Origin of the sequence: Nostoc sp., from assembly GCF_036919495.1 — a bacterium.
Lineage (GTDB): Bacteria > Cyanobacteriota > Cyanobacteriia > Cyanobacteriales > Nostocaceae > Nostoc.
Window position 1 is genome coordinate 1 of record NZ_JBALBZ010000127.1, and the last position, 23,199, is coordinate 23,199.

Sequence of the window (23,199 nt, forward strand, 5' to 3'; positions counted from 1 at the left end):
ATGTTGAAAGTGTCAACCAAATTCTTTCTGTTCGTTGTGCTTATCTAAATGGTTTACTTGCTATTTGAGTCTTTCTGCCAAAACTGGATGCTCCCCATCAAAATATGCTTAATAGGAGATGCAATTGCTAAATATTTGTATAACTTAAAAAGATTTAGAGTATTTTGTAAAACCTTTGATCTTGGAACAGTCATAATTTACTAGAAATGAAAGCATTGGGTTAGGAATTTTGCATCTACTGGGGGCGCAGAAAATCTACAGTGGTTATACAGTATCCTTGGGACAAGCTAGATTTGACTGATCCTGACAAGCCGCGTTTGCGTGCAGCCTAGATACATTAAAGTCATTAGACGAGCAGCCGCAGGATATAAACCTCATCTATGTTGAAACCTAGAGTTTTTTAAAAGATATATTTATGTAGGTTGGGTGGAGTGAAACGCAACCCAACATTACCACCTTAATTTATGTTGGGTTACGCTATCGCTGCACCCAACCTACAAAACTACGGTTCTCAAGGTAGACGAGGTTTAGAGTAACTTGGCTTGAAGGAGGCAGAAGTATGATGTCAAAATAATTCGTAATTTATAATAATGCTCTCTGGGAGACGCTGTGTATAGCTTGCTTAAGAGTAGAGAGTAGAGGTATGCAGACTCGCTTTGCGTGGCGCTTACGTAATTCGTAATTATTACCTCCTCTTAAGCAAGCTAGATTTTTATGATGTGGCTTTCTGCTTACGGCTAAGTACCTTGCTTGCTCCTAGCATAGCACCAAGTGCCAACACAGCTAGCCCCATTCTAGGTTCAGGAACAACAGTTGTGTCTTCAGTGAAAGCCAAAAAGCCAGCCCCATTCAACCCACCTGTACCAGCAGCAACAAAGGTGTCAATAAAAGCTCCTGTCTTGCCATCATAACGCAACACATTGTTACTATTTAAACCACTAACATAAAGGTTTCCGTCAGTTCCAAAGATTGGCTTGACAGGATCATTAAGTCCGCCACTGCCAGCTGCAACAAAAGTGTCGATAAAGGCTCCTGTCTTACCGTTAAAGCGCGAAATATTGTTTGCCTTAAAGTTAGCAACGTAGAGATTGCCGTCTGGGCCAAAGGTCAAGCCACCGGCTTCTGACCCTTTTGCCTCTGTTGCAAAAGTGTCGAGAAAAGCTCCGGTTTGCCCATTGTACCTTAAAATACTATCAGTAAGAGTACTACTGACGTAGAGGTTACCGTCTGAACCAAAGCTCAAACTAAAAGGTGCAGTGAGTCCGCCACTACCGGAGGGGACAAAAGTGTCAATAAAAGCTCCTGTTTGCCCATTGTAGCGTAGGACACTATTACTAGTGCGGCTGTTAATACTGGTAACGTAGAGGTTGCTGTCAGGTCCAAAAACCAAGTCCTCAGGTGTATCTAGTCCGCCACTACCTGAAGGAACGAAGGTACTAATGAAATTCCCTGTTTTTCCGTCATAACGTTGGACGCTACCGCTCAAAATACTACTAACATAGAGATTTTTATCGGGTCCAATAGTTAAACCAGTTGATCCCTTTAGTCCACCACTACCTGAAGGAACGAAGTCATCAATGAATTCTCCCGTTTTTTCGTCGTAGCGCAGAACGGAGTTATTATTATAACTCCCTACTAAAAGTGCTGCGTTAGCTCTTGGGGCTATCCACCCTAGCAAGACAAAGCTTATCAGTGGGAGGCTGATCTGACAAAAATTGAAAAATCTCATAATTTTGTTAGCTAAAACAACCATAATTACTTAGTACAGTTAATCATAAATTTGTAGCCTCTCGTTTGTCCTGTTTCCCCTGTCTGCCTCAACGGATACATTTCCTTAATCCAAGGGTATTGGTATTTACTGTGGTGATGACACAAACTTGTGCATTACAGAAAACTACTCTTGCTAAAAAATATCTGCTAATCTTTCACCCAACTTATAGCGAAAGAAAGAGTTTGAGACTAAGTATCTCTGTAATCATGAAATGCGGACAAGTATTAACCTGCTGAATAACTGATATGCCGCAATATTTCGGAAAACTACCCAGTACAACCCAACCTTGGACAACTGTTAGCAATGTAAAAGCTGTAACCTGCGACAATAATATTATTAATTTTGATTGTGGTGATTCACGCCTTACCATCAGCATCCTTGCATCCAATTTAATCCGTGTGCGTTTTGGACTAACTGGGGAGTTTATGCCCCGGCGTTCTTGGGCAGTGGCGCTGGATGATGCAGAATGGGCAACAACACCTTTTACGGTGCAAGAAAATGAAGCAACGGTAGAAATTGAAACAGCACAGATTCGTGTGTGTGTAGAGCGAGAAAAGTGTCGCATTGCTTGTTTTGACAAAGCTAATCGCCCTTTTGCCCAAGATGCAGAGATGGGTATAGGTTCGCGGATGGGTGCAGTTGCAGGATGGAAAGAAATTGCAGCCGATGAACATTTCTATGGTTTTGGTGAACGTACAGGCTTTCTGGATAAACTCAGCGAAGTCAAAACCAACTGGACAACGGATGCCTTAGATTATGATGCACTGACTGATGAAATGTATCAAGCAATTCCATTTTTTATGGCTTTGCGTCCAGAGTTAGGCTATGGCATCTTTTTCAACACTACTTTTTGGAGTCAGTTCGATATCGGTGCTGAACAACCAGGTATTTGGAAGATGGAAACTCGTGGCGGTGAATTGGATTATTACATTATCTACGGCCCCGAACCTGCCAAAATTCTGGAGACTTACACTCAGTTAACTGGGAGAATGCCATTACCACCGAAATGGGCGCTAGGTTATCATCAATGTCGCTGGAGTTACGATTCAGAAATTGTTGTGCGAGAACTAGCGCAAGAATTTCGTCAGCGTCGCATTCCCTGTGATGTTATTCACTTGGATATCGACTATATGCGGGGTTATCGGGTGTTTACTTGGAGTCCTCAACGCTTTTCTAACCCAGCAAAACTCATTAGCGATTTAGCACAGGATGGTTTCAAAACAGTAACAATCATTGATCCTGGTGTGAAATATGAACCAGAAGGAAATTATCATGTTTTTGACCAAGGATTAGAAAACAACTATTTTGTGCGTAAAGCTGATGGTGCATTGTTCCACGGCTACGTTTGGCCTGAGAAAGCTGTTTTTCCTGACTTTTTGCGTCCTGATGTGTCTAACTGGTGGGCTGATTTACATAAAAGTTTAACTGATGTTGGTGTGGCAGGAATTTGGAATGATATGAATGAACCTGCAATAAACGATCGCCCTTTCGGCGATGATGGTGAAAAGATTTGGTTTCCCCTAGATGCACCGCAGGGGGGAGATGAGGCAGGGGGAGAGGAGGCTAATTCTCAATCCAAAATCCCAAATCTAAAATCTAAAATTGATGTGACTCATACAGAAGTGCATAATTTGTATGGGTTGATGATGGCTAAAGCTTGCTATGAAGGTTTGGAACGGCATCGAGGTTCAGAGCGATCGTTTGTGTTAACGCGATCGGGTTATGCTGGTGTGCAACGCTGGTCTTCTGTGTGGATGGGAGATAACCAATCGTTGTGGGAACATTTAGAAATGTCTCTGCCGATGCTTTGCAATATGGGACTTTCGGGTGTAGGGTTTGTGGGTTGCGATATTGGCGGGTTTGCCGGTAATGCTACAGCTGAATTATTTGCTCGGTGGATGCAAGTAGGAATGCTTTACCCATTGATGCGCGGTCATTCGGCAATGTCTACTGCTCGGCATGAACCTTGGGTATTTGGCGATCGCGTTGAAAATATCTGTCGAGAATACATTAATTTACGTTACCAACTACTTCCTTATATATACACTCTTTTTTGGGAAGCGGTAACAACAGGCGCACCAATTTTAAGACCATTATTGTACCACTTCCCTAACGATCCGAAAACCTACAGCCTCTACGATCAAGTATTGCTAGGTGCGTCACTGATGGCTGCACCAATTTACCGCCCTGGAGTTGAGCATCGAGTTGTTTATTTACCATCTGGCATTTGGTATGATTGGTGGAGCGGCGATCGCTACGAAGGCCCGATTCACATTCTTGCTCATGCACCACTAGAAACAATGCCACTGTATGTCCGTGGTGGTGCGATCGTTCCTATGCAACCTGTCAGACAATACGTTGATCAAGCGCCACTCGATGAGATCCGATTACGGATTTGGCCTGGTAATAACGAATATCAGCTATTTGAAGATGATGGGCAGACAAAGGAGTATTTAGATAAGAATTTTTCGCTAACAAAGATAAGCGTGTTTACAGAGACAAACCAAACAGTAGTTGAAATTGGAGCGAGAATGGGAGAATGGACACCTCCACGGCGCGAAGTGATTGTAGAACTTGTTGGGGTTGGAGAGCAACGTTTCCAAGATGATGGTAAGCAACATACTCTGCAATTTTGAAATACGGATTGGGTACTGGGGATTGGGATTAGATATTAAAAATTAGCGATTAGGTATTAGGAAGGATTTTTCCCAGCCCCCAGTCCCCAGTTCAACCACCATTATTTCCTACTCTAAATTGTGCAATAAAAAATATGCATAGAGGTAGATGAAAAGCAAGTCAAGGGCAAACATACAATACAAAGGGTAGAAATGGTTAAACCGTAAGAAATAGATAAGTTTACTACGTTAAATAGATGCGGTTAGAGAACAATCAATGTTAAATGTTAACCGCTTGCGGCTGCAAGATATATCTAAAATCACTACAAATTCGCTTGTGGCAAAAGTTGCAAGTGCGATCGCTGTTTTTGTTGGTAGCTTGGTAGTAGTTGGTTGGTGTCTTGGCATTGAAGTTCTTAAGCGTGGCTTCCCTGGTAGTCCTGCCACAATGAAAGTCAATACAGCGATCTGTTTTGTACTGTGTGGTGTGTCGCTGTGGCTATTTTTAAAAGCAACAAATCAGGGGAGCAGGGAGGAAAAAACAATTGAAAATTCCCTTCATAGTTCCCTTTTAATTTCTAGGGTCTGTGCAATAGCTGTCACCACAATAGCTGCGCTTACACTTTGTGAATATCTGTTTGGCTGGAATCTTGGCATTGACGAGCTACTGTTTCGTGATTTGTCAACTAGCATAGCGACATCGCATCCGGGGCGAATGGGGGCGAACACAGCACTTAATTTTATGCTGGTTAGCGTTGCCCTACAGATTTTGATTCATCCAAAAACCCACCGCAGTTATTGGTATGCTCAGATTATCGCTCTGATAGCTACTTTAATTTCCTTTCAGGCGCTGATGGGCTATGCCTACAAAGTGGAAGTTCTCTACGGACTTGCCCCTTATACAACATCAATGGCTTTTCACACGGCGGTGTTGTTCAGCTTATTAAGTATGGGCATTCTGTGGGCGCGGTCAGACCGGGGGTTAATGAGGGTAGTTACAAGTGATAGCTATGGTGGCTTACTTGCACGTCGTTTATTAATTGCTGCGATCGCAGTACCTTCTATATTGGGGTGGGTAATTGTTGAAGGTCAACGGGCAGGAAAATACGATCCGGCTTTTGCAGTATCGGTATTTGCGATCGTCCTGATTGTGATTTTTACTATTTTGATTTGGCAAAGTGCCAGGGTTGTTGAACGCCTTAGCAATCAACGCGATCTTGCCCAAGAAGCACTCAGAACCTATGAAGCTAAACTGGGAAGTTTCGTAGATTCTAACGTTATCGGCATTCTGTTTGGCGATGTTTATGGTGATATCCAACAGGCAAACGACGAATTTCTGAGGATGATTGGTTACACACAAGAGGATTTGTTAGCAGGTAGGTTAAGTTGGCGCGATATCACACCACCAGAGTATTTATACTTGGATGAACGAGGTGTCGCCGAAGCAAAGGGAAACACCAACGCTGCTTGTACGCCTTACGAGAAAGAATATATTCGCAAAGATGGTAGTCGCATCCCGGTTTTAGTTGGTTACGTGCTGCTAGGAGAAAACCGCGAAGAGGCAGTAGCGTTTATCCTTGACTTGAGCGAACGCAAGCAAGCAGAAGCAGAACAACAAAAATTAGTATCGTTGGTAGAAAATAGCTCTGACTTTATCGGTATCGCCACCCTTGAGGGTCAATTACTCTACATAAATGATGCAGGTCAAAAACTGGTAGGGCTTTCCAGCCTTGATGAAGTCAGGCAAAAGGTAGTATTAGATTACTTCATGCCCAAAGACAAAGCCTATTTTCAACAATATATACTGCCGACTGTGCTACGACTTGGGCGCTGGCAGGGAGAATTCTGCTTTCGGCATTTCCAAACAGGTCAACCAATACCAGTTGATTACAATATCTTCACTGTTACAGACAATAAGACAGGTGAGCCAATTGCCTTAGCAACTGTGACTCGCAACATCAGCGAACAAAAAGTGGCTAAGGAAAAAATCTTACAACTAAACAAGGATTTACAGCGCCGCATTACTGAATTACAAACTCTGTTGGAGGTAATTCCGATTGGAATTGGCATTGCCGAAGATCCAGAATGCCAAAATATCAAGGTCAACCCTGCTTTTGCCAAGCAGTTGGGAATACCGTCAGATATAAATGCCTTAATCAACGCCCCTTTGGACGAAAAGCCAACAAGATTTAAAATCTACCGCCAAGGAAGGGAACTGTCAGCAGAGGAACTGCCGATGCAATACTCTGCAACTCATGGTATTGAAGTTCTAGGTTGTGAACTTGATGTTGTCCATGAAAATGGAAAAATCGTCAACCTGTTGGAGTACGTTGCACCCCTGTTTGATGAAGAGGGTAAAACCAGAGGAAGCGTTGGTGCATTTTTAGATATTACGGAGCGTAAACAGGCAGAGGAAGCACTTCTAAATCAGCAAAAATGGCTAGAGGATGTGTTAAATCTGATGCCAAGACCGTTGTTGTTTATTGAACCAGGAACGGCGCGGGTAACTTTTGCCAATCGTTCTGCTAACGAATTAGCTGGGGGCGAATTTCCCAAAGGTGTACCAGCCGCAGAGTATCATAGAGTGTACCACTATACAGATGCAGCTGGCGATCGCATCCCCAATGAACAAATGCCAGGAGTGCGAGTTGCCTTTGGCGAACGTCTAAATGGATTGGAAGTAGACTGGCATACCCCCGGTGGTGTGCGCTCTCTATTGGTATTTGCTGATACCTTGCCAGCAATGCACGGTCATCCGGCTACTTGTATCTTGGTATTCCAAGAGATTAGCAACCTCAAGCAGGCAGAAAAGGCCCTCTCGTTAGGTTACAAAAGGCTAAAGCTACTATTTGACACAGCCAACGATTTACTATCAAGCCAAGAACCAGTACTACTAATCGATAGCGTCTACCGAAAACTAAGAGAGCAAATTGGAATAGAAGTTTATTTAAACTATTTGGTTGAGGATAACTCTCAAGTAATGCGGTTGGGTTCTTACAGTGGTATCTCCCCAGAGATGGCAAAGGAAATCGAATGGTTGGCAGTTGGTGAAGGGGTTTCTGGTGGTGTAGCGCAGAAACGCCATCCCTTAGCTGTAGAGAATGTGCAGCAATCTACTGAGCCGCAAAGCGCATTGATTCGCTCTTTAGGCATTACTGCTTATTATGCCTACCCATTGATTGCCCAAGGACGATTGTTAGGCACTCTTTCTTTTGGCAGCCGCACTCGGTTAAGCTTCACTGACAATCAAAAGGGGATGATGCAAGCAGTATGCGACCAAATAGCGATCGCAATGGAACGAGCTAGTTTAATTGCTTCTTTGCAACAACAAACTGAGCAGTTGCAAGAGGCTAACCGCATGAAGGATGAGTTTCTGGGAATATTGTCCCACGAATTGCGATCGCCCCTCAATGCAATTCTTGGCTGGGCGCAATTACTGCAACGAAGCAAGCTTAATGAAACCCTAATAGCTAGAGCTACGGAGACAATTGAACGCAATGCGAAGGCACAAACCCAGCTAATTGAAGACCTGCTGGATATATCACGGATGATGAGAGGCAAGTTACGCCTTAATGTCCGTACTTGTAATTTGGTTCCAATGATTGAGTCGAGCCTAGAGACTGTTAGCCTCGCCGCCCAATCCAAAGAAATCGATCTAAGATTTTCCCTTATTCCTTCAAAAGAAACGCGAAATGCGCCACCGGGGATACTCTCCGTGGTCACTTTCGCGCAAAATTCAGATTTGGAATTAGGAATCAACCACGAAAATTTAGAATCAAGAGAATCACAATCCCAAACCATGTTGGGCGAAAATTCTCAATTCTTAGTATCCGGTGATTTTGAGCGCTTACAGCAAATCATTTGGAATCTGCTATCCAATGCCATCAAATTCACACCTACGGGAGGACGGGTAGAGGTGCAATTGTCTGTAGTCACTAGTCAAGAAAAACAAGACACAACGGATCAATATGCCCAGATTCAGGTAATTGACACAGGTATTGGTATCAACCCTGATTTTCTTCCTTACGTTTTTGATCGCTTTCGTCAAGCTGATAGTTCTAGCACTAGATCCTATGGTGGATTGGGACTAGGATTAGCGATCGCGCGTAATTTAGTAGAATTACATGGCGGTACTATTCACGCAAATAGTCCAGGTAAAGGACAAGGAGCGACGTTTACAGTCAAACTACCACTTCTGAAGAGTCCGCCCCTCCACCCCATTGCCCCTTTACCCCTCTCTCCCTCTATCCCTCTCTCCCTCCTTGGTGTACGCGTGCTAGTTGTAGATGACCAAGCCGATACCCGTGACTTTATCAGCACAATTCTCGAACAGTACCAAGCCGAAGTTCAGGCTGTAGAATCAGTTGCAAAAGCATTACAGCTAATTACACAGTGGAAACCTGATGTTTTAGTTAGCGATATTGGTATGCCCGATGAGGATGGTTATTCTTTGATCCGCAAAGTGCGATCGCAACCACCAGAACTAGGGGGAAATATTCCCGCCGCAGCGTTAACAGCTTATACCAGGGCAGAGGATAGGATGCGAGCTATACAAGAAGGTTATCAGCTACATTTACCTAAACCTATTGAGGCAGCTGAATTAGCTACAGTAGTTGCCAGACTTGCTGGACGGACTTAGAGAAAATGGGGAATGGGGAATTAGGAATTAAATTTTACCCCATGTCCCATTCTCTTTGTTACGAATATCAAAATTTATACAAAATACCAATTTTTTCCCAAGGTCAATACTTAGATTATCAAAATATTTAAAGTATATTTTTATTCTAGTATAAAAAGTTTTTGTCTTTTGGGGCGATCGCTATTTAGGAGAAGCGGCTTCAATAAGCAATAGAATCCCCTTAAAATGCTGGCTCTTTTCCTTCCTTAGTGCATTTTTAATGGGGTCACTAGGTGGGAAGAACTTATTTAAAGCTTATTGGAAGCAAATTCCGAAATAGGCAATTTAAGAGTTGTATTAAAGCATGTAACTTAATCTAATCCAAAAAGACTACATAAATTGCAAATTGAGTATTTCAATAAAATAGTGTTAAACAACACTTGGGTTGCTGCCATTAGCATGATTATCTGTAATATTTATCCAATTTATTTAGATAATCATTCAAAAAATAGATGGTGCATCTTTCAACTTCCCTTAATCACTAATCAGCAGTATTTTCTACATTAGAAATTTTCCTATGATTGCCCTAACAAAAACATTAGTAAAAACAATAGCTGAACCACAAAATCTAGACAGTATTGACTTACATGACTCGAAGCGAGCTGATTTTTTACAAGAAGTAATTGAAGGCTTAGAAGACGGTATATTAATTTTAAGCCAAACTGGTGAAGTAGTTCATGCTAATGCATTGGGTTGTCGCCTTTGCTGTCAATTCAATCAAGGTAACTTCAACCAAAACTTTGTACCACCAGTCATCTGGAATCTTTGTGAATCGTTATTAAATAGTCGGCATTTGTTTTCTGATAAACTTCTAATTCTGTCGGATCAAATTGTACTTGATAAGTCGAATATTTTTCGGATTAGGGTGAGGCTGCTAGATTTAGAAGGGTTTGAAGTGCCTTGTTTATTGGTGACTATAGAAAATCAATATGAATCTGTGAAAAATGTAGCACTCACTGAAGTTAAAAAATTTGACCTGACGCCACGAGAAGCTGAAATTTGGTTTCTTTATAGAAGCAACTACAGCTACAAAGAAATTGCTACTAAGCTTTACATCACTATAAACACCGTGAAGAAGCACATGAAAAATATTCACACCAAGCGCCAAGCCAACATGTCTTATGATTGAATGTGGCACTTTATTGAAGAAGAATTATCGCTTGCAGAATTCTTCTTCAATGAGTGCAAAATTCAAAAGAGCTACTAATTGAAGATCCCTAAAGATGCAATCCGCTTGGGTTAGCACCAAAAACCTTAAACTGTTTAGGTTCGGTTAACCTACTATTCACAAACAAGTGTTTCATGAATTAATGTTTGCAGCCTTTGTTATAAAAGTAATAGTAGCCTATACTTTCATGCAGAGATAGTTAATTTTAAGGTATTCCTTTCTAATTTTTATGCAACTTTTAACTATGGAGAATCAGGACTTTTTTGCAGGCGTAATAAGGTATTGTAAACCTGCCGTTTTAAAACATCGTTATTTTGTAACTCTATAGTGATTTTGTTGAACTGCTCAAATCTCAAACCCTTCTCTTCGACAACTTTTTGAGCGTAGTTGCAGTAATTCACTGCGATATTTTGGGCCTTCTTTGGAAGACCATTTATGCTGTTAGAGTCGTTACAAACAATTTGGGGAATTTCTCCATTACCAATAAGTTTTTTAATTTCTTCAAAGGCATTTTGACGTGCTGGCTCCATTGCTAGCACAGCTTTAGCATAGCTGTTGATTTCAGTAGTGTTAACTATTGGTGGTGGAGTTTGACCATAAGCTTTTGCAGTAAAGGAAAAAGCGTTGGAAATTAGACCCACAGTAGCGATCGCGCCGAAAAAGAATGATTGGGAAAGGATTCGCTTTCGGCTAGCTCGATAAAATAAATCAGAAATTTTATTCATATAGTGTGTGACACAAAACTACATCAGGGATATTATAAGAACGTTGAATTATTTTCGGAGTTGGAAGTTCCAGCAACTGCTCAACATATCAAGCTTTTATATTTGATTGTCAATTCCCTCGGCAGACTTGACAAAGTTCGATGACTTTAGTCTGAAGTGTTGGTATTTCTGATGCTCCTTGCTTAAGACTCACTTCTAATTCCAATAGTAGGGGTAAGCAAGACATTAACTGTTGCACAGAAAGAAGCTTGATTTCTTGCTGTAAGAAGTAGATCCGTTTGGGATTACCGATATCAGCAGCAATAGCGATCGCTTGTTGATTACGCTCCCCACTATCTATCATAATCTTCACCCACAGCCATGTGCGAAATTGTCCAATTAGGGTGGCGACTATCCGTAATCCCGGCTCGGAAACATTGCTTAAATCTGTCAGTGTCGTCAAAGCTTTAGGTGTATCTCCTGTTCTGATTGCTGCTGCTAATTGTAAGCTATTTTGGGTAGTATTTCTTACTAATTTGGTAACAGTATCTGTGTCTAAAGGCTTGTTGCTACCTTGGGCATATAACCGCAGTTTCTCTAACTCATTGTAGAGCAGGCGTGTATCATTTCCTACAGATTCTGCTAAAAACTGGGCAGCATTGGCAGTTAGTTTTACGCCCATAGTCTGAGCTGCTTGATTAACAGATTGCACCAGCAATTCAGTTTTCCAAGGGGGAATGAGGGGAAATTCTCGGAACTCGGTAGCAAATTGTTTTAATAATTTTGTGGATTTGAGGCGTTCATCTGGCTTGTTGCGGCTGGTGAGCAATAAAAATGAGTTTTCGGGAATGACTCTTAGCGAGCGCACCAGTTCTGCTAAGACATTCTCTGGACACTGCTGGCACAGAGTAGTATTTATCAGCCATACCAAGCGGCCACCAGCGCCAAAAGTGGGTGTCATGACCTGATTTAACCCCTGGATAGCAGCATCAGCTTGATCGGGGGTGAATGCAGTGTAATTAAAACTTATCCATTGGGGATCGAGGACGCGATCGCGCAGCATAGTGATCGCCTTTTCCATAGCAAAATCATCCTCACCCCAGTAAACATAAATTGGCATAGACTAACCTCGTATATTAGGGAATGCGGCATTGGGAAGAGGCAGAGGGGCAGGGGTAAGGGTGCAGAGGAGAGTAATTATTCTCCCTGCTCCCTCATCTCTCTCATCTCCCCCTGCTCCCAAAATTAAATACTTTTAAAATCATTCTGTTAATCAAGGTAATTTTCCCTAAAATCTATCAAGTGAGAGCATGAGGCTATGAAGATTGGACGACAACTATCAAACTTACTTAAATCGGTTAGCACGGCTAACGCTGCCAGAAGCCTACAGAGCCCAAGTCCAGAATATCCAGGAATCTTCTAAATTTCAGCCACATTCTGGGTTGAGACAAGCAGCGTCCTTTCCTGGCTATACGCTAATTACCCCACCAGCAGGAGAAGAATCGCAAAATTCTGCTTTCTATGCCAAATTACAGACTTACCAACAGGAACTTTTGCAGTTGCCTGTAAGCCGTAATTTGATTGTGCCTCTACCTCCTGCTAGCTTCCACATGACTTTAGCGGATTTAATTTGGGACAATGCTTACCTTGATGCCTGCGAAAAAAATCCTAAATTTGACGAAGACTTACACTCTTGTTTAGCCGAAACCTTTGAGCAATATCAACAATTGATGACAAATAGGAGTCATCCGATTAAATGGCAAATGCTGGGGCTGATACTGATGCCAAGGGCTGTAGCCGTTTGTTTAGTACCCCAAGATGAACGCTGCTACGAGGAAATTATTAAATTTCGCCGAACAATTTATCAAAATCCCAAATTAATTGCTTTGGGTATTGAGCAGCATTATCACTTGACAGCCCATGTTACATTAGCCTATTTTGGGGAGGTTTCATCTGATTTAGACCGCACAAGTTTCAGCACAATGCTTTCTCAATTGAACGATCAATGGCTGTTAAATTTGCCAGAATTTTTGATCAATCGCGTCGAATTGCGAAAGTTTGACAACATGACACGCTATTATCGTGAACCAGACTGGCCGATTTTAGATTTTTAAGTGATTAGTTAGCAGTTAGTAGTCAGTAGTTTCCACTTACTGACTACTCAATTCCCCAACCATTTTAGATGAATTTATTAAAATCTTGTTTATCTAAATGCCCCTACCAGCGTATTTGTATCATTATTCAAGTGAAATTGTATTAGTCCAATACAAACATCCTTTAAGTTAATCTATGGGAATGTTGGTATTTTTGAAATAATTGGGATATAACCAAGAGTAAAGACGCTAAAGATTTACAGATGTTGACAACAGGTTAAATTGATGAGTCCGTTACTCGAAAAAATTTTAAGCGAGATTGAGCAACTGACTCCACAAGAGCAATTGACCGTAATGAGGCATTTGGTAGAGCGTATCAAAAAGCATATTAACCTAGCCCAACCAAAACGCAAGTGGAATGATTTGAAGGGTATGGCTCCCTATCCGCTATTGGGTGAGGATGCTCAGGAATGGGTTTCGCGGACTCGACAAGAAGGAGATGAGCATCGAGAACGGTTGTTCCGAGAATAAGAATGAGGATTAGTGATGCATTTTTGACCAATGATGCAGCTTTGAAGCGGGTGACGGAGTTAAGGGTTTTGGTGGTGTATGAGTTGGAAAGCGAGAACCCGTAATTACGCGCTAGTTGTAGACATACATAGCAGACAAAATAAGCTCAAAGATAAATTTTTTTAGTTAAACCTAGCTTTTTGCCAATGCTCTAAATAAAATCTATAGTCTAAAATTCCGGTTGTTGATAAACAAGATAAACAGCTTCTAAAAATACATCAGGTGTAACAGCTTCTGGCAATTTTTCTAAATTAATAATAGCTTTAACTTGCTCGGCTAGCTTTAGAGATAGTGATGCTCTTGCCTTTAACGACATTGCACCACGTCGCTGTAAATACTCACGAATCACAGCAAAATCATCTGGCATCAATTGCGAAAAATCAGCAATTTCGATTAACTGTTCATGAAGTTTTTTTGCCTGTTCTGAAATTATCAATGTCGCGGATGCAGTGGGTGTTTGGGCTTGAATTACAATTGTGCCAGCAGCTAAATCGCCTAAACGCTTTTCTCGATGACTCAACATAATTAAAAAAGCGCCAATAAACAAAGTTTCATCGAAAGGTCGCAATAAGGCACGTAGAGTTGCTTGCTGTAGCCCGATGAGTCTACCATCATCTCGAACTACACGAATTTTAGCAACTCGTTTACCAGGGGTTTGCCCAAACCATAAGGTTTCAAAAATTACAAAGTATCCTACGTAAGCAATAAAACTGACAAGGAATGCGATCGCCATCAACCACAAAGTAACTGCGGTACCGAAAATATCTACCCAAAAATCTCCTAACTGATCTGAAACGATAGACCAAGCTGTGAAAAATCCCACTAAAATTACAGCCAAAACGTGATAGTCAATGATCAAAGCCCAGGCACGATTTCCGATTCCAGCAAGAGTAAATTCTAGTTCTACGCTTTCTGGAGTATTAAATTTAACATTATTAAACAGATGCATAATTGTCTTTATACTAGGGTTTAAATTTCCCGATCGCGTAACTTCAAGCCTAACCCTTCACGCCGACTCCGCATGTCATAGTAAATAACAGCTTTGATTGCTTGCCAAAATGGCAAAATTATTGCGCCAGTACTAAAACTTAATGCAAGGATAAACACAGCCATAATCGGAGCAAAAATAGTAGAATTCTGATTTATTAAGGGCAAGAAAATCACCTGAATCACAGTAGAAATAATCTGGAGAGCGATTTGAGCAGGTATTGTGATCAAAAAAGCCACAAATGAGATAGCAAGAATTCGCCAGACGTGGCCTTGAGTTAATTCCCAGCTACGGCTAATAGTTGATGCACCATCAATATTATCTTCAATGGCAAGGGGCACATCTACTAAATAGAATCGGGTAAGAAGCCATAAAACTGCCACAATTGCTACAATACTCACCAGAATGGTAAAGATAACAATCAGAATATAAGTAGCTGGATTTCCTTGCTGTCCTAACCCTACGAACGCTGATAAAACACCAAACAAGACAAATAAAACTACAACACCTAAGCCAATTCCTATACCGATCAGAAGCATTAACACCATTGTGACTAAAAACTGCCACAATCGGGAATTGACGTAACGCTGACCTGACGCAATACTTTCGGGTTGATTGGCCAACTCACCAAAGGCCAAACGAGAAATCAGCGCTGAAAGGGCATAAAACTTAGCCCAGCCATAAACTGGAAGCAGTACCCATACGTAAGCTTTCAGTGCTAGTAAAAAATAGTCTTTCAGATGAGAACGATACAATCGCACCGCAGCACTGACAACATTTCCTACACTCAGTGGTTGTATCTGACCGGGAGATCCAAAACTTTCAGACATAATCGCAAATTTCCCTTGAAATTACGGAGATGAATTTGAAGCTATCTTAAGCTAAGTTAAACTCAGTGTTCCCAAAATTCATGAATATTCAACGTTGGATTACGCGACGAGAACCGAATTGGCAACGTCTGGATGCCCTATTAAGGCAGATAGAAAAAAAAGGGTTAAAGTCTCTAAGGGCAGCAGAAATTAGAGAGTTAGCGAGTTTGTATCGTTCAGTAGCGGCAGATTTGGCCCGTGCCCGGATTCAGCAAATCGGCAATACTTTGATACAAAGTTTACAATCTTTAACAACTCGTGCCTATACGCAGATTTACCAAGGTTCGCGGCGACAGGAATGGCAGGCAATCCTAAAATTTTACCAATGGGGATTACCATCTGTAGTTCAGAAAACATTTGCATATATTGCTGCTGCAACAGCACTGTTTCTACTGGGGGCATTAGTGGCTTGGTGGTATTCCTGGCAAAATCCCAGCTTTATGGCTTTGATCGTACCTGAAAGTTTGATTACCAAGGTGCGAGATGAGCATAAATTATGGATGGGGTCAATTGTTGGCGTTGAACCTCTAGCATCCAGCAGTATTATGATCAATAATCTGTCCGTGTCTTTTGGGGCTGTCGCCGGTGGTATCACGGTTGGGCTATACACAGTCTATTTGATGGTATTTAATGGCTTATTGATTGGTGCTGTTGGCACTTTAGTAGGTCAAAATAATCTGGCTTATCCTTTTTGGGCGTTTGTGTTACCGCATGGTTCCTTAGAATTACCCGCCATCTTTTTTGCTGGGGGTGCAGGATTTTTATTAGCAAGAGCAATTTTATTTCCTGGTAAATATCGCCGTGGGGATGCACTGAAATTTTACGGTTCTCAAGCGGTGCAGCTAATATTTGGGATTGTACCAATGTTGGTTATTGCTGGTGCGATTGAAGGCTTTTTTTCACCTAATCCCAGTGTACCTGATGCAATTAAATATCTGGCAGGAATGGGATTATTTATACTTTTGGTAATGTATTGTAGCCACAAAGAAAGATGAAATAATTTAGATGTTGGCGGATTGGTAAATTTAAAAATATTTTAGAATAAGGTAAGTACTAACAATGTAGTAAAAAAGTATAGCGATGTGCAGTTCAGTATTTCAGGGCATTTTGGTTAAGGCAAGTTTTATCATGACTTAATGATTTTTGTCGATCGGATTGCTACATATAGGTCAATTTGCCAAAGGTGGGTATAAAAAGTCTATAAAAGATGATTTTTGAAGCATAGCTTTAAATATAAAAATTTATTAACAGGTTATCTGCTGGATGGCTACTGTATAACTACGTAATTTCCATGAATATCCCCTTTTGGGAGTAACATAGTGAAACAGCACTGCTGATTTGTACTACTTTACTTCGTCACTTTCATTTCACACGTTTTGGGGATATGAGTAAACTAATTCCAGCCATCAGAGTCAAAAACTTCAGCTTCTCTTACGACGCTCAAAAGATAGTTGAAGGCGTGTCAATGGATATTTACAAAAACCAAGTCACGGCAATTATTGGTTCTAGTGGTTGTGGCAAGTCTACTTTTCTTAAATCGTTAAATCGCATGAGTGAATTAGAAGGAGATGTGAAAGTTGAAGGAAAAGTAGAATTTTTTGGACAAAGTATTTATGAGCGTCGTGTCAACATCAATCGCTTACGCCGCCAAGTTAGTATGGTTTTTCCCAAGCCAAATCTTTTTCCCATGAGCGTTTACGATAATGTTGCATACGGGGTGAAATTAGTTGGATGGCATCCGAAAGTAGAATTAGATGGAATCGTTGAATCTGCCATCAAAGCTGCCGAACTTTGGGATGAAGTGAAAAATAAGCTGCACAAATCTGCTTTAGAGCTTTCTGGCGGCCAACAACAAAGACTATGTATTGCGCGTGCTTTAGCAGTCAAACCGAATGTTCTATTAATGGATGAACCTTGTTCAGGTCTTGATCCTGTTGGTAGTATGAAAGTTGAGCATCTGATTCATAACTTGCGCTCTGAAGTGACAATTGTGATGGTTACTCACAATATGCAGCAAGTTACTCGCCTATCTGATTTTACGGCTTTCTTTTACAGTAATGAAAATCGTATTACTCAAATGGTTGAATTTGGTACTACAAATAAAATCTTTACTAACCCCGTGGATTCTCGCACCCGTGATTATATTTTCGCCCGCGTTGGTTGAAGTTTTTCTAAAATTCTAGCTATTCAAAGAACTACTACATAGTCTTGCGGAAATTATAAGTTAAATTTAATTTCCGCTTGTTTGGAGTTTTTATTGTGTTGGGCAATCTGAAGTGATGTTGACACCAGTTTTTATACTGTATACTTAGAGGCAAGCATCTACTCTAGACCACCTGAATCAGAAAATGATATGTCCTCGGTGCGAATCTACTTTATATCGGAAAAATGGTCGTCGGAATGACAAGCAGAATTACCTTTGCAAAAATTGTGGTAAACAATTTCTTGAGCCTGCATTCCCTGGTTTGTTAGAAGGTGAGTTGCTTGCTAACAGCAATGGACATACTAAAGTATCTATAACTGAAACTACAGAAATTCCTTTAGTAAAAAACTTGCCAGAAGAAAAAATCACAGAGAAGAGTCTTGGCTCTTTTAGTCTTAGATTAGCAGAAGAACTGCTGCAAACTATATTATCACCTGATTGGCTAGAATCTGCTACCTTCAAGCAATTTATCCAAACATTTCAACAAAAAACTGAAATTAAACATAAATTAGAAATAGGAATCTCACTTCTGCTTTTAGATGCAGAAAACTTAAAATTAGATATTAATTCAGAATTGTTTTTAGCCAGTGTCTGTAAGTATCCTCTCCAAGTTAAAATTGCATTTGCTAACTGGAGAAATCCCAGCATTGGCAAACAAGATATTGAACTATACAATCGTGGCTATCAACTTGTCCATGTGCCTGGGGGTAAAGACAGTGCTGATGCAAAAATGATCGCACTTGGCGCTTGTGTCTTACGCTCTTATCCAGCAGTTAAAGAAATCTTGGTCTGTTCTAGCGATGGAATTTTGAGCCACCTCTGTAACCAACTCCAAAATCAGGGATTAATTGTTTACTGGGTACGTAGACAAGGACAAAATTTGCAAATAGAAAACCGGAATACTGGCAAATTAACTCATTATTCCTTACTAATGGCAACAGAAGTTCCATCTTTTGAACAAGTGATTGATAAAATTCAAGATTTAATCAAAACTGAACAAGAATCAATCAATACTCGATTAAACAGTTTAGTAGCTGTTGCAACTTTATTTAAAGAAAGATGCGATATTAATATTAAACATCATCCAAAGCAACCAGAAATTGAGGAAATAATTCCTGTTATAAATAACTCATCTGCACAATTTGTTCAAAAAGAAGAAAAAGAAGATTCTGCGGAAATTCCTAATGGAGAAACATTAGATAAATTACTATTGAAAATTATTCAAGATATACAAATCAAATCTCCTGAAACTAAATTATCTGTGTCTAAGCTAGGTTCAGAGTTACAGAAAATAACCAGAAAATCTCCTAATTCAATTATTAAAAAATTAAAGTTAGGTTCAAATTTTACCAAATATTTAGAATCATCTTCCACGTTTACATTAAAGGCGAGTGGCAAGGAATATGAGGTAATACCGCTATGTGAGTAAATACTTTTTGGATGTCTACGTACAACCTGAGTCTGTAATTCAGTATTATGTATAAAGATGTAAAGAAATGTAAATATTACAATGCAGGATAAAGTCGTTGTTGTTATCGGTGCTACTGGTGGCATTGGTTCAGCTTTAACACACAAACTTGCGCCTACCGGAGTCCGCTTGATACTAGCTGCGAGAGATGCGGTTCGTTTAACAACACTGGCAAATGATTTACCAGGGCAAGTTTTGAGCGTTCCCACTGATATTACTGACCCGCAACAGGTAGATACTTTGATAGAAAAGACAATCGCTGAGTTTGGTCAAATCGATATTTTAGTGAATGCCGCCGGTGCTGGTATACTCAAACCCTACAACAACCTGGAACCTGCTGATTTAGACAAGATGTTAGATGTCAACTTAAAAGGCAGCTTTTACACCACTCAGGCGGCTGCTGAGGAGATGCAAAAGCGCAAGTCTGGTCACATTTGTAATGTGGTTGGAATTCTCGGCAAGCATTCGATGGGAATGGCAGCTGCTTATTCTGCTTCTAAGTTTGGTGTTGTCGGTTTCAGTAAATGTATGGCAGAGGAACTCAAGCGTTTTGGTATCAAGTTCACGCTATTCTACTTTGGTGGGGTAGATTCTCCTTTCTGGGATAACGTCAGCCTAAAAGTAGACCGGAAAAAAATGCTCAGTCCTGAAACTGCTGCCAATGCGATTTTCTTTGCCCTTTCTGCCGAACCGCAAGCTGTGCCAATGGAAATTAATATTCAACCTGATAGTCATTTGTTTTTTTAAAGTGGCAGTACGCCTACATAATTCTTGCCTAAGAAAGACCTGAAAATTTAGCAAAAAAGGCAAAATTTACAGAGATATAAGCTATTATGCTGGATTTTCAGTATCTATGAAAATTGATCACGTTCATTTCTATGTAGAAGACGCCAAAGTATGGCGGGATTGGTTTGTCCACCATCTTGGTTTTCAAGCAGTAGCCGATCGCAACATTTCATTTCACACTTGTACAGAAGTGGTAAAAAATGGTGCTGTTTGCTTTTTTCTATCTTCACCACTGTTACCCACAAGTCCAGTAGCTGAGTTTCTGCGTCAATATCCACCTGGTGTGGCAGATGTTGCTTTTGCTGTGGAAGATGTAGAAAGCGCGATCGCACTAGCTCAAAAACACGGTGCTACAATCCTACAACCCACCCAGGAACGCCAAGTGGGTACGGAATTCCTCAAGTGTGGCAAAATTGCCGCCTGGGGTGGACTGACTCATACATTGATCGAAAGGTTATTGGTTTTTGACGAAGGACAAATGACCAATGACAACACTTTTACCGCCATAGATCACGTAGTGTTAAACGTGGCAGTTGGTGAACTGGAAAATGCTGTCGCTTGGTACGAAAATATCCTAGATTTTCAACCCCAGCAGGCATTTAAAATTAAAACTAATCGCTCTGCTTTACACAGCCAGGTGATGGTTTCGCGCAACGGTAGCGTCCAATTGCCAATTAATGAACCAGCTTCCAGCAATTCTCAAATTCAGGAATTTTTAGATGTCAATCGGGGACCGGGAATTCAACATATTGCCTTGCGGATGACTAATCTTGTGAGTGCGATCGCTAAATTTCGTGCCAGTGGTTTATCCTTACTCTCAGTTCCTCAAACCTATTACACGCAACTAAAACAGCGTCCAGGACTCACCTTATCACCTCTAGAACTGGAAGCGATCGCTCAACAAGAAATTCTAGTGGATTGGCAAGAATATACTCCTTTAGAGGGACGAAATATAGCGCCCTTATTACTACAAATTTTTACCCAGCCAATATTTGAACAACCGACATTTTTCTTTGAGTTTATTGAACGCCGTTACCAAGCTCAAGGTTTTGGCGAAGGTAACTTTCGTGCCTTATTTGAAGCCATTGAAAGCGAACAAATCAAACGCGGTACGCTGCAATGATGCCTGAGTACAAAATATCAATTGAAATCCACCCAGACTCCAAACAAATTGATTTTATTGACAAGCAGCTGCATGATTTCAATGTAGGTAAGATTGGAAATTACCAATATACGCCACTGTTTCTATTGCTTCGTGATTCAGAAAAAAATGTAGTGGGCGGCTTGGAAGGTTTTAGCGGCTTGGGATGGTTCCATATTTCTACTCTCTGGGTTGCAGAGGAGTTAAGAGGTTATGGATATGGAAAAGCACTTCTTTTGGAAGCAGAGCAAGAAGCTATTAATCGTGATTGTTTAAACGCATATCTTTTTACTTACAGTTTCCAAGCTCCTGAATTTTATCAGCACTTTGGGTATGAAATTTTTGGAGAGTTAGAAGATTTTCCTCCAGGCCATCGTCGATACTTTCTTAAAAAGAGTTTACAAAAAAACCTTAGCTAGACTTGATACCCTCAAAAAATAGCCATCCATCTGAGATAAACTTAATAAAAATTAACATTTTCCGCCGATGCTAAGACTGATTACTGACTTCGACGGCCCAATTATTGATGTTTCCGAACGGTACTACCGTGTTTATCAATTCTGCTTAGAGAAAACCCGTCGCCCAGACCAAATAGTGCAAGAACTTCCGAAAGCGGAATTTTGGCAATTAAAGCGATCGCGCGTTCCCGAAAAACAAATTGCCTTAAATTCTGGGTTAGACGAAGCCCAAGCCCAAGAATTTGCCCAACTGCGGCGGCAAACTGTACATACAGAACCCTACTTTGACTATGACACCCTCGCTCCTGGTGCTGTGGATGCACTATTAAAAATTCAACAAGCTGGAATTGATTTGGCAGTTATGACCATGCGCCGATTTCGAGAACTAGATTATGCATTCAAAAAACACGATTTAGGAAGATTTTTCCCAGAAAACCGTTGTTATTGCTTGAGTAACGACTACGTTAAAACTCGTGATATTGAAGATAAGCCCTTGTTAATGGCTAGGGCATTAAAAGAACTGCCCCCGGCTACTGATACCTGGATGGTGGGAGATACGGAAGCTGACATCACCGCAGCTAAAAATTATGGGGTTAAGGTGATGGCTGTGGAATGTGGCATCCGCGATCGCACCCAATTGGAACTTTACCACCCCGACTTAATCGTTAAGGATTTCAGCGCTGCTGTAGATTTAGTCTTAAAACCTAAACAATTTGTCTAGAAAAGCTTTCTAGCTGCAACAGATTGAATTAATCGGCATTCAGGTTGCAAATTAAAATAGGAGTCAAAATAGGCATTCTGACTCCTGACTCTCAAATTTTGAGAAGAACATATATAAACCATGTCTTCTTTACGGAAAGTTGCTTACAGGTAGCATTTACCGTAGAAAGCTACTAACCAACCACAACAATATAAACGTTAGTACAGTAGAGAACTGATTCGATGATAAATTCAGGAATGATATTTGTGGTAAGAGCCAGCCAGCAACTAGTCCCCCAACGATTAAGCCAATTATTAAACTGACCAGCGTGAACAAAACTGCTCGGCCAAATTTGCTTTCCTTGCGATTGAGGAAGTAAATACTAGTACCTACCCCAACTACCAATGCCAACTGCAAGACTTGATTGCCTCCCTCTGGGTAAAACACACTGATAGAACTCAAACCAAGAAACCAAGCTCCTGGTAAAAATATATCGGCAGGTGTTGGCTGATCCAGCATCCGTTGCAGCCATGCAGGTGACTGCTCACGAGGGGCTGGGCTTTCTTTAGGAGACGATTGCACTCGCAACTCTGGAAACCGAATACGCTCAGGGACTTTAATTTTACCTTCTTGGCGCATCCGTAAGCGATCCATTAAAATCGCATCGTAAGCAGCTTCAATTACTTCTAAATGCTTGGCATCGCTACTATGTTGCTCGAATAGGCGATTACGAGCATCCTGAATTTCATCGAAGCTAGCCTCTTCTGATACCCCAAGTTTTTCGTAGGGATTTTGATCGCTCATGGGAGTTTGTTACTTCAGCCTCAGTCAGCGGCAGTCTTTTGTCGAATAAAAAACAGCTTTAGGTTTTCTTTTAATCGAAACTAAAGTCCCGACTTAATTTTATGCCCTAACAGGATAGTAGCACGGGTTAGTTTAATCGACTTTGTAATTTTAACTATAGCCACTTTAACATATCCCTATAAC

At 40.9% G+C, this 23,199-nt stretch carries 18 protein-coding genes; 12 read left to right on the forward strand and 6 right to left on the reverse strand.

The genetic code is table 11. The features are described from left to right. Positions 1 to 712: 712 nt before the first annotated feature. Entirely contained in the window at positions 713 to 1,729 is a 1,017-nt protein-coding gene (locus V7K25_RS17110) for a Vgb family protein (protein ID WP_335159736.1), read from the reverse strand. Positions 1,730 to 2,016: 287 nt separating this feature from the next. Between V7K25_RS17110 and V7K25_RS17115 the strand changes: the two genes are divergently transcribed. The 3 genes from V7K25_RS17115 to V7K25_RS17125 all read left to right on the forward strand — a co-directional run bounded on the left by V7K25_RS17115 (position 2,017) and on the right by V7K25_RS17125 (position 10,193). After that, the gene (locus V7K25_RS17115; RefSeq protein ID WP_335159737.1) at positions 2,017 to 4,407 is read left to right on the forward strand and encodes a glycoside hydrolase family 31 protein; all 2,391 of its coding nucleotides are present in this window, start codon (positions 2,017 to 2,019) and stop codon (positions 4,405 to 4,407) included. A 256-nt stretch (positions 4,408 to 4,663) separates the two neighbouring features. Next, positions 4,664 to 9,025, forward strand: a complete 4,362-nt coding sequence (locus V7K25_RS17120) for a PAS domain S-box protein (protein WP_335159738.1) — start codon at positions 4,664 to 4,666, stop codon at positions 9,023 to 9,025. A 556-nt stretch (positions 9,026 to 9,581) separates the two neighbouring features. Further along, positions 9,582 to 10,193, forward strand: coding sequence for a helix-turn-helix transcriptional regulator (locus V7K25_RS17125; RefSeq protein ID WP_335159739.1), 612 nt, complete (start codon positions 9,582 to 9,584; stop codon positions 10,191 to 10,193). A 281-nt stretch (positions 10,194 to 10,474) separates the two neighbouring features. Here the strand turns inward: V7K25_RS17125 and V7K25_RS17130 are convergent, their stop codons facing one another. Together V7K25_RS17130 and holA are read right to left on the reverse strand one after the other, a co-directional pair. Then, positions 10,475 to 10,957, reverse strand: coding sequence for a DUF4168 domain-containing protein (locus tag V7K25_RS17130; RefSeq protein ID WP_335159740.1), 483 nt, complete (start codon positions 10,955 to 10,957; stop codon positions 10,475 to 10,477). A 109-nt stretch (positions 10,958 to 11,066) separates the two neighbouring features. Then, entirely contained in the window at positions 11,067 to 12,056 is a 990-nt protein-coding gene (gene holA / locus V7K25_RS17135) for a DNA polymerase III subunit delta (protein WP_335159741.1), read from the reverse strand. Between the two features lie 205 nt (positions 12,057 to 12,261). On the opposite strand from holA, the gene V7K25_RS17140 reads away from it, so the two are divergent. Together V7K25_RS17140 and V7K25_RS17145 are read left to right on the forward strand one after the other, a co-directional pair. Continuing rightward, a complete protein-coding gene (locus tag V7K25_RS17140) occupies positions 12,262 to 13,050 on the forward strand; it encodes a DUF1868 domain-containing protein (protein ID WP_335159742.1) in 789 nt (262 codons plus the stop codon). 264 nt (positions 13,051 to 13,314) lie between these two features. Beyond that, positions 13,315 to 13,560: a hypothetical protein gene (locus tag V7K25_RS17145; protein WP_335159743.1), complete on the forward strand. Its 246-nt coding sequence runs from the start codon at positions 13,315 to 13,317 to the stop codon at positions 13,558 to 13,560. A gap of 208 nt (positions 13,561 to 13,768) precedes the next feature. Here V7K25_RS17145 and V7K25_RS17150 read toward each other — a convergent pair whose 3' ends face one another. Continuing rightward, positions 13,769 to 14,548: an RDD family protein gene (locus V7K25_RS17150; protein WP_335159744.1), complete on the reverse strand. Its 780-nt coding sequence runs from the start codon at positions 14,546 to 14,548 to the stop codon at positions 13,769 to 13,771. Positions 14,549 to 14,568: 20 nt separating this feature from the next. Next, positions 14,569 to 15,417, reverse strand: coding sequence for a DUF975 domain-containing protein (locus V7K25_RS17155; protein WP_335159745.1), 849 nt, complete (start codon positions 15,415 to 15,417; stop codon positions 14,569 to 14,571). Positions 15,418 to 15,497: 80 nt separating this feature from the next. Between V7K25_RS17155 and V7K25_RS17160 the strand changes: the two genes are divergently transcribed. The 7 genes from V7K25_RS17160 (at position 15,498) to V7K25_RS17190 (ending at position 22,233) form a co-directional block, all read left to right on the forward strand. Next, positions 15,498 to 16,451, forward strand: coding sequence for a stage II sporulation protein M (locus V7K25_RS17160; protein ID WP_335159746.1), 954 nt, complete (start codon positions 15,498 to 15,500; stop codon positions 16,449 to 16,451). Positions 16,452 to 16,840: 389 nt separating this feature from the next. Then, on the forward strand, positions 16,841 to 17,620 hold the full coding sequence (locus V7K25_RS17165) for a phosphate ABC transporter ATP-binding protein (RefSeq protein WP_335159747.1): 780 nt from the start codon (positions 16,841 to 16,843) through the stop codon (positions 17,618 to 17,620). Between the two features lie 184 nt (positions 17,621 to 17,804). Then, complete coding sequence (locus V7K25_RS17170) at positions 17,805 to 19,088, forward strand: IS1/IS1595 family N-terminal zinc-binding domain-containing protein (protein WP_442948095.1); 1,284 nt, start codon at positions 17,805 to 17,807, stop codon at positions 19,086 to 19,088. An 81-nt stretch (positions 19,089 to 19,169) separates the two neighbouring features. Then, a complete protein-coding gene (locus tag V7K25_RS17175; RefSeq protein ID WP_335159749.1) occupies positions 19,170 to 19,874 on the forward strand; it encodes an SDR family oxidoreductase in 705 nt (234 codons plus the stop codon). A 106-nt stretch (positions 19,875 to 19,980) separates the two neighbouring features. After that, the gene (hppD, locus tag V7K25_RS17180; RefSeq protein ID WP_335159750.1) at positions 19,981 to 21,036 is read left to right on the forward strand and encodes a 4-hydroxyphenylpyruvate dioxygenase; all 1,056 of its coding nucleotides are present in this window, start codon (positions 19,981 to 19,983) and stop codon (positions 21,034 to 21,036) included. Beyond that, a complete protein-coding gene (locus V7K25_RS17185; protein WP_335159751.1) occupies positions 21,033 to 21,473 on the forward strand; it encodes a GNAT family N-acetyltransferase in 441 nt (146 codons plus the stop codon). Before hppD ends, V7K25_RS17185 begins: the two co-directional genes overlap by 4 nt. A 67-nt stretch (positions 21,474 to 21,540) precedes the next feature. Then, positions 21,541 to 22,233, forward strand: coding sequence for an HAD family hydrolase (locus tag V7K25_RS17190; protein ID WP_335159752.1), 693 nt, complete (start codon positions 21,541 to 21,543; stop codon positions 22,231 to 22,233). Between the two features lie 156 nt (positions 22,234 to 22,389). Here V7K25_RS17190 and V7K25_RS17195 read toward each other — a convergent pair whose 3' ends face one another. Beyond that, entirely contained in the window at positions 22,390 to 23,016 is a 627-nt protein-coding gene (locus V7K25_RS17195; RefSeq protein ID WP_335159753.1) for a CPP1-like family protein, read from the reverse strand. Between the last annotated feature and the right edge of the window lie 183 nt (positions 23,017 to 23,199).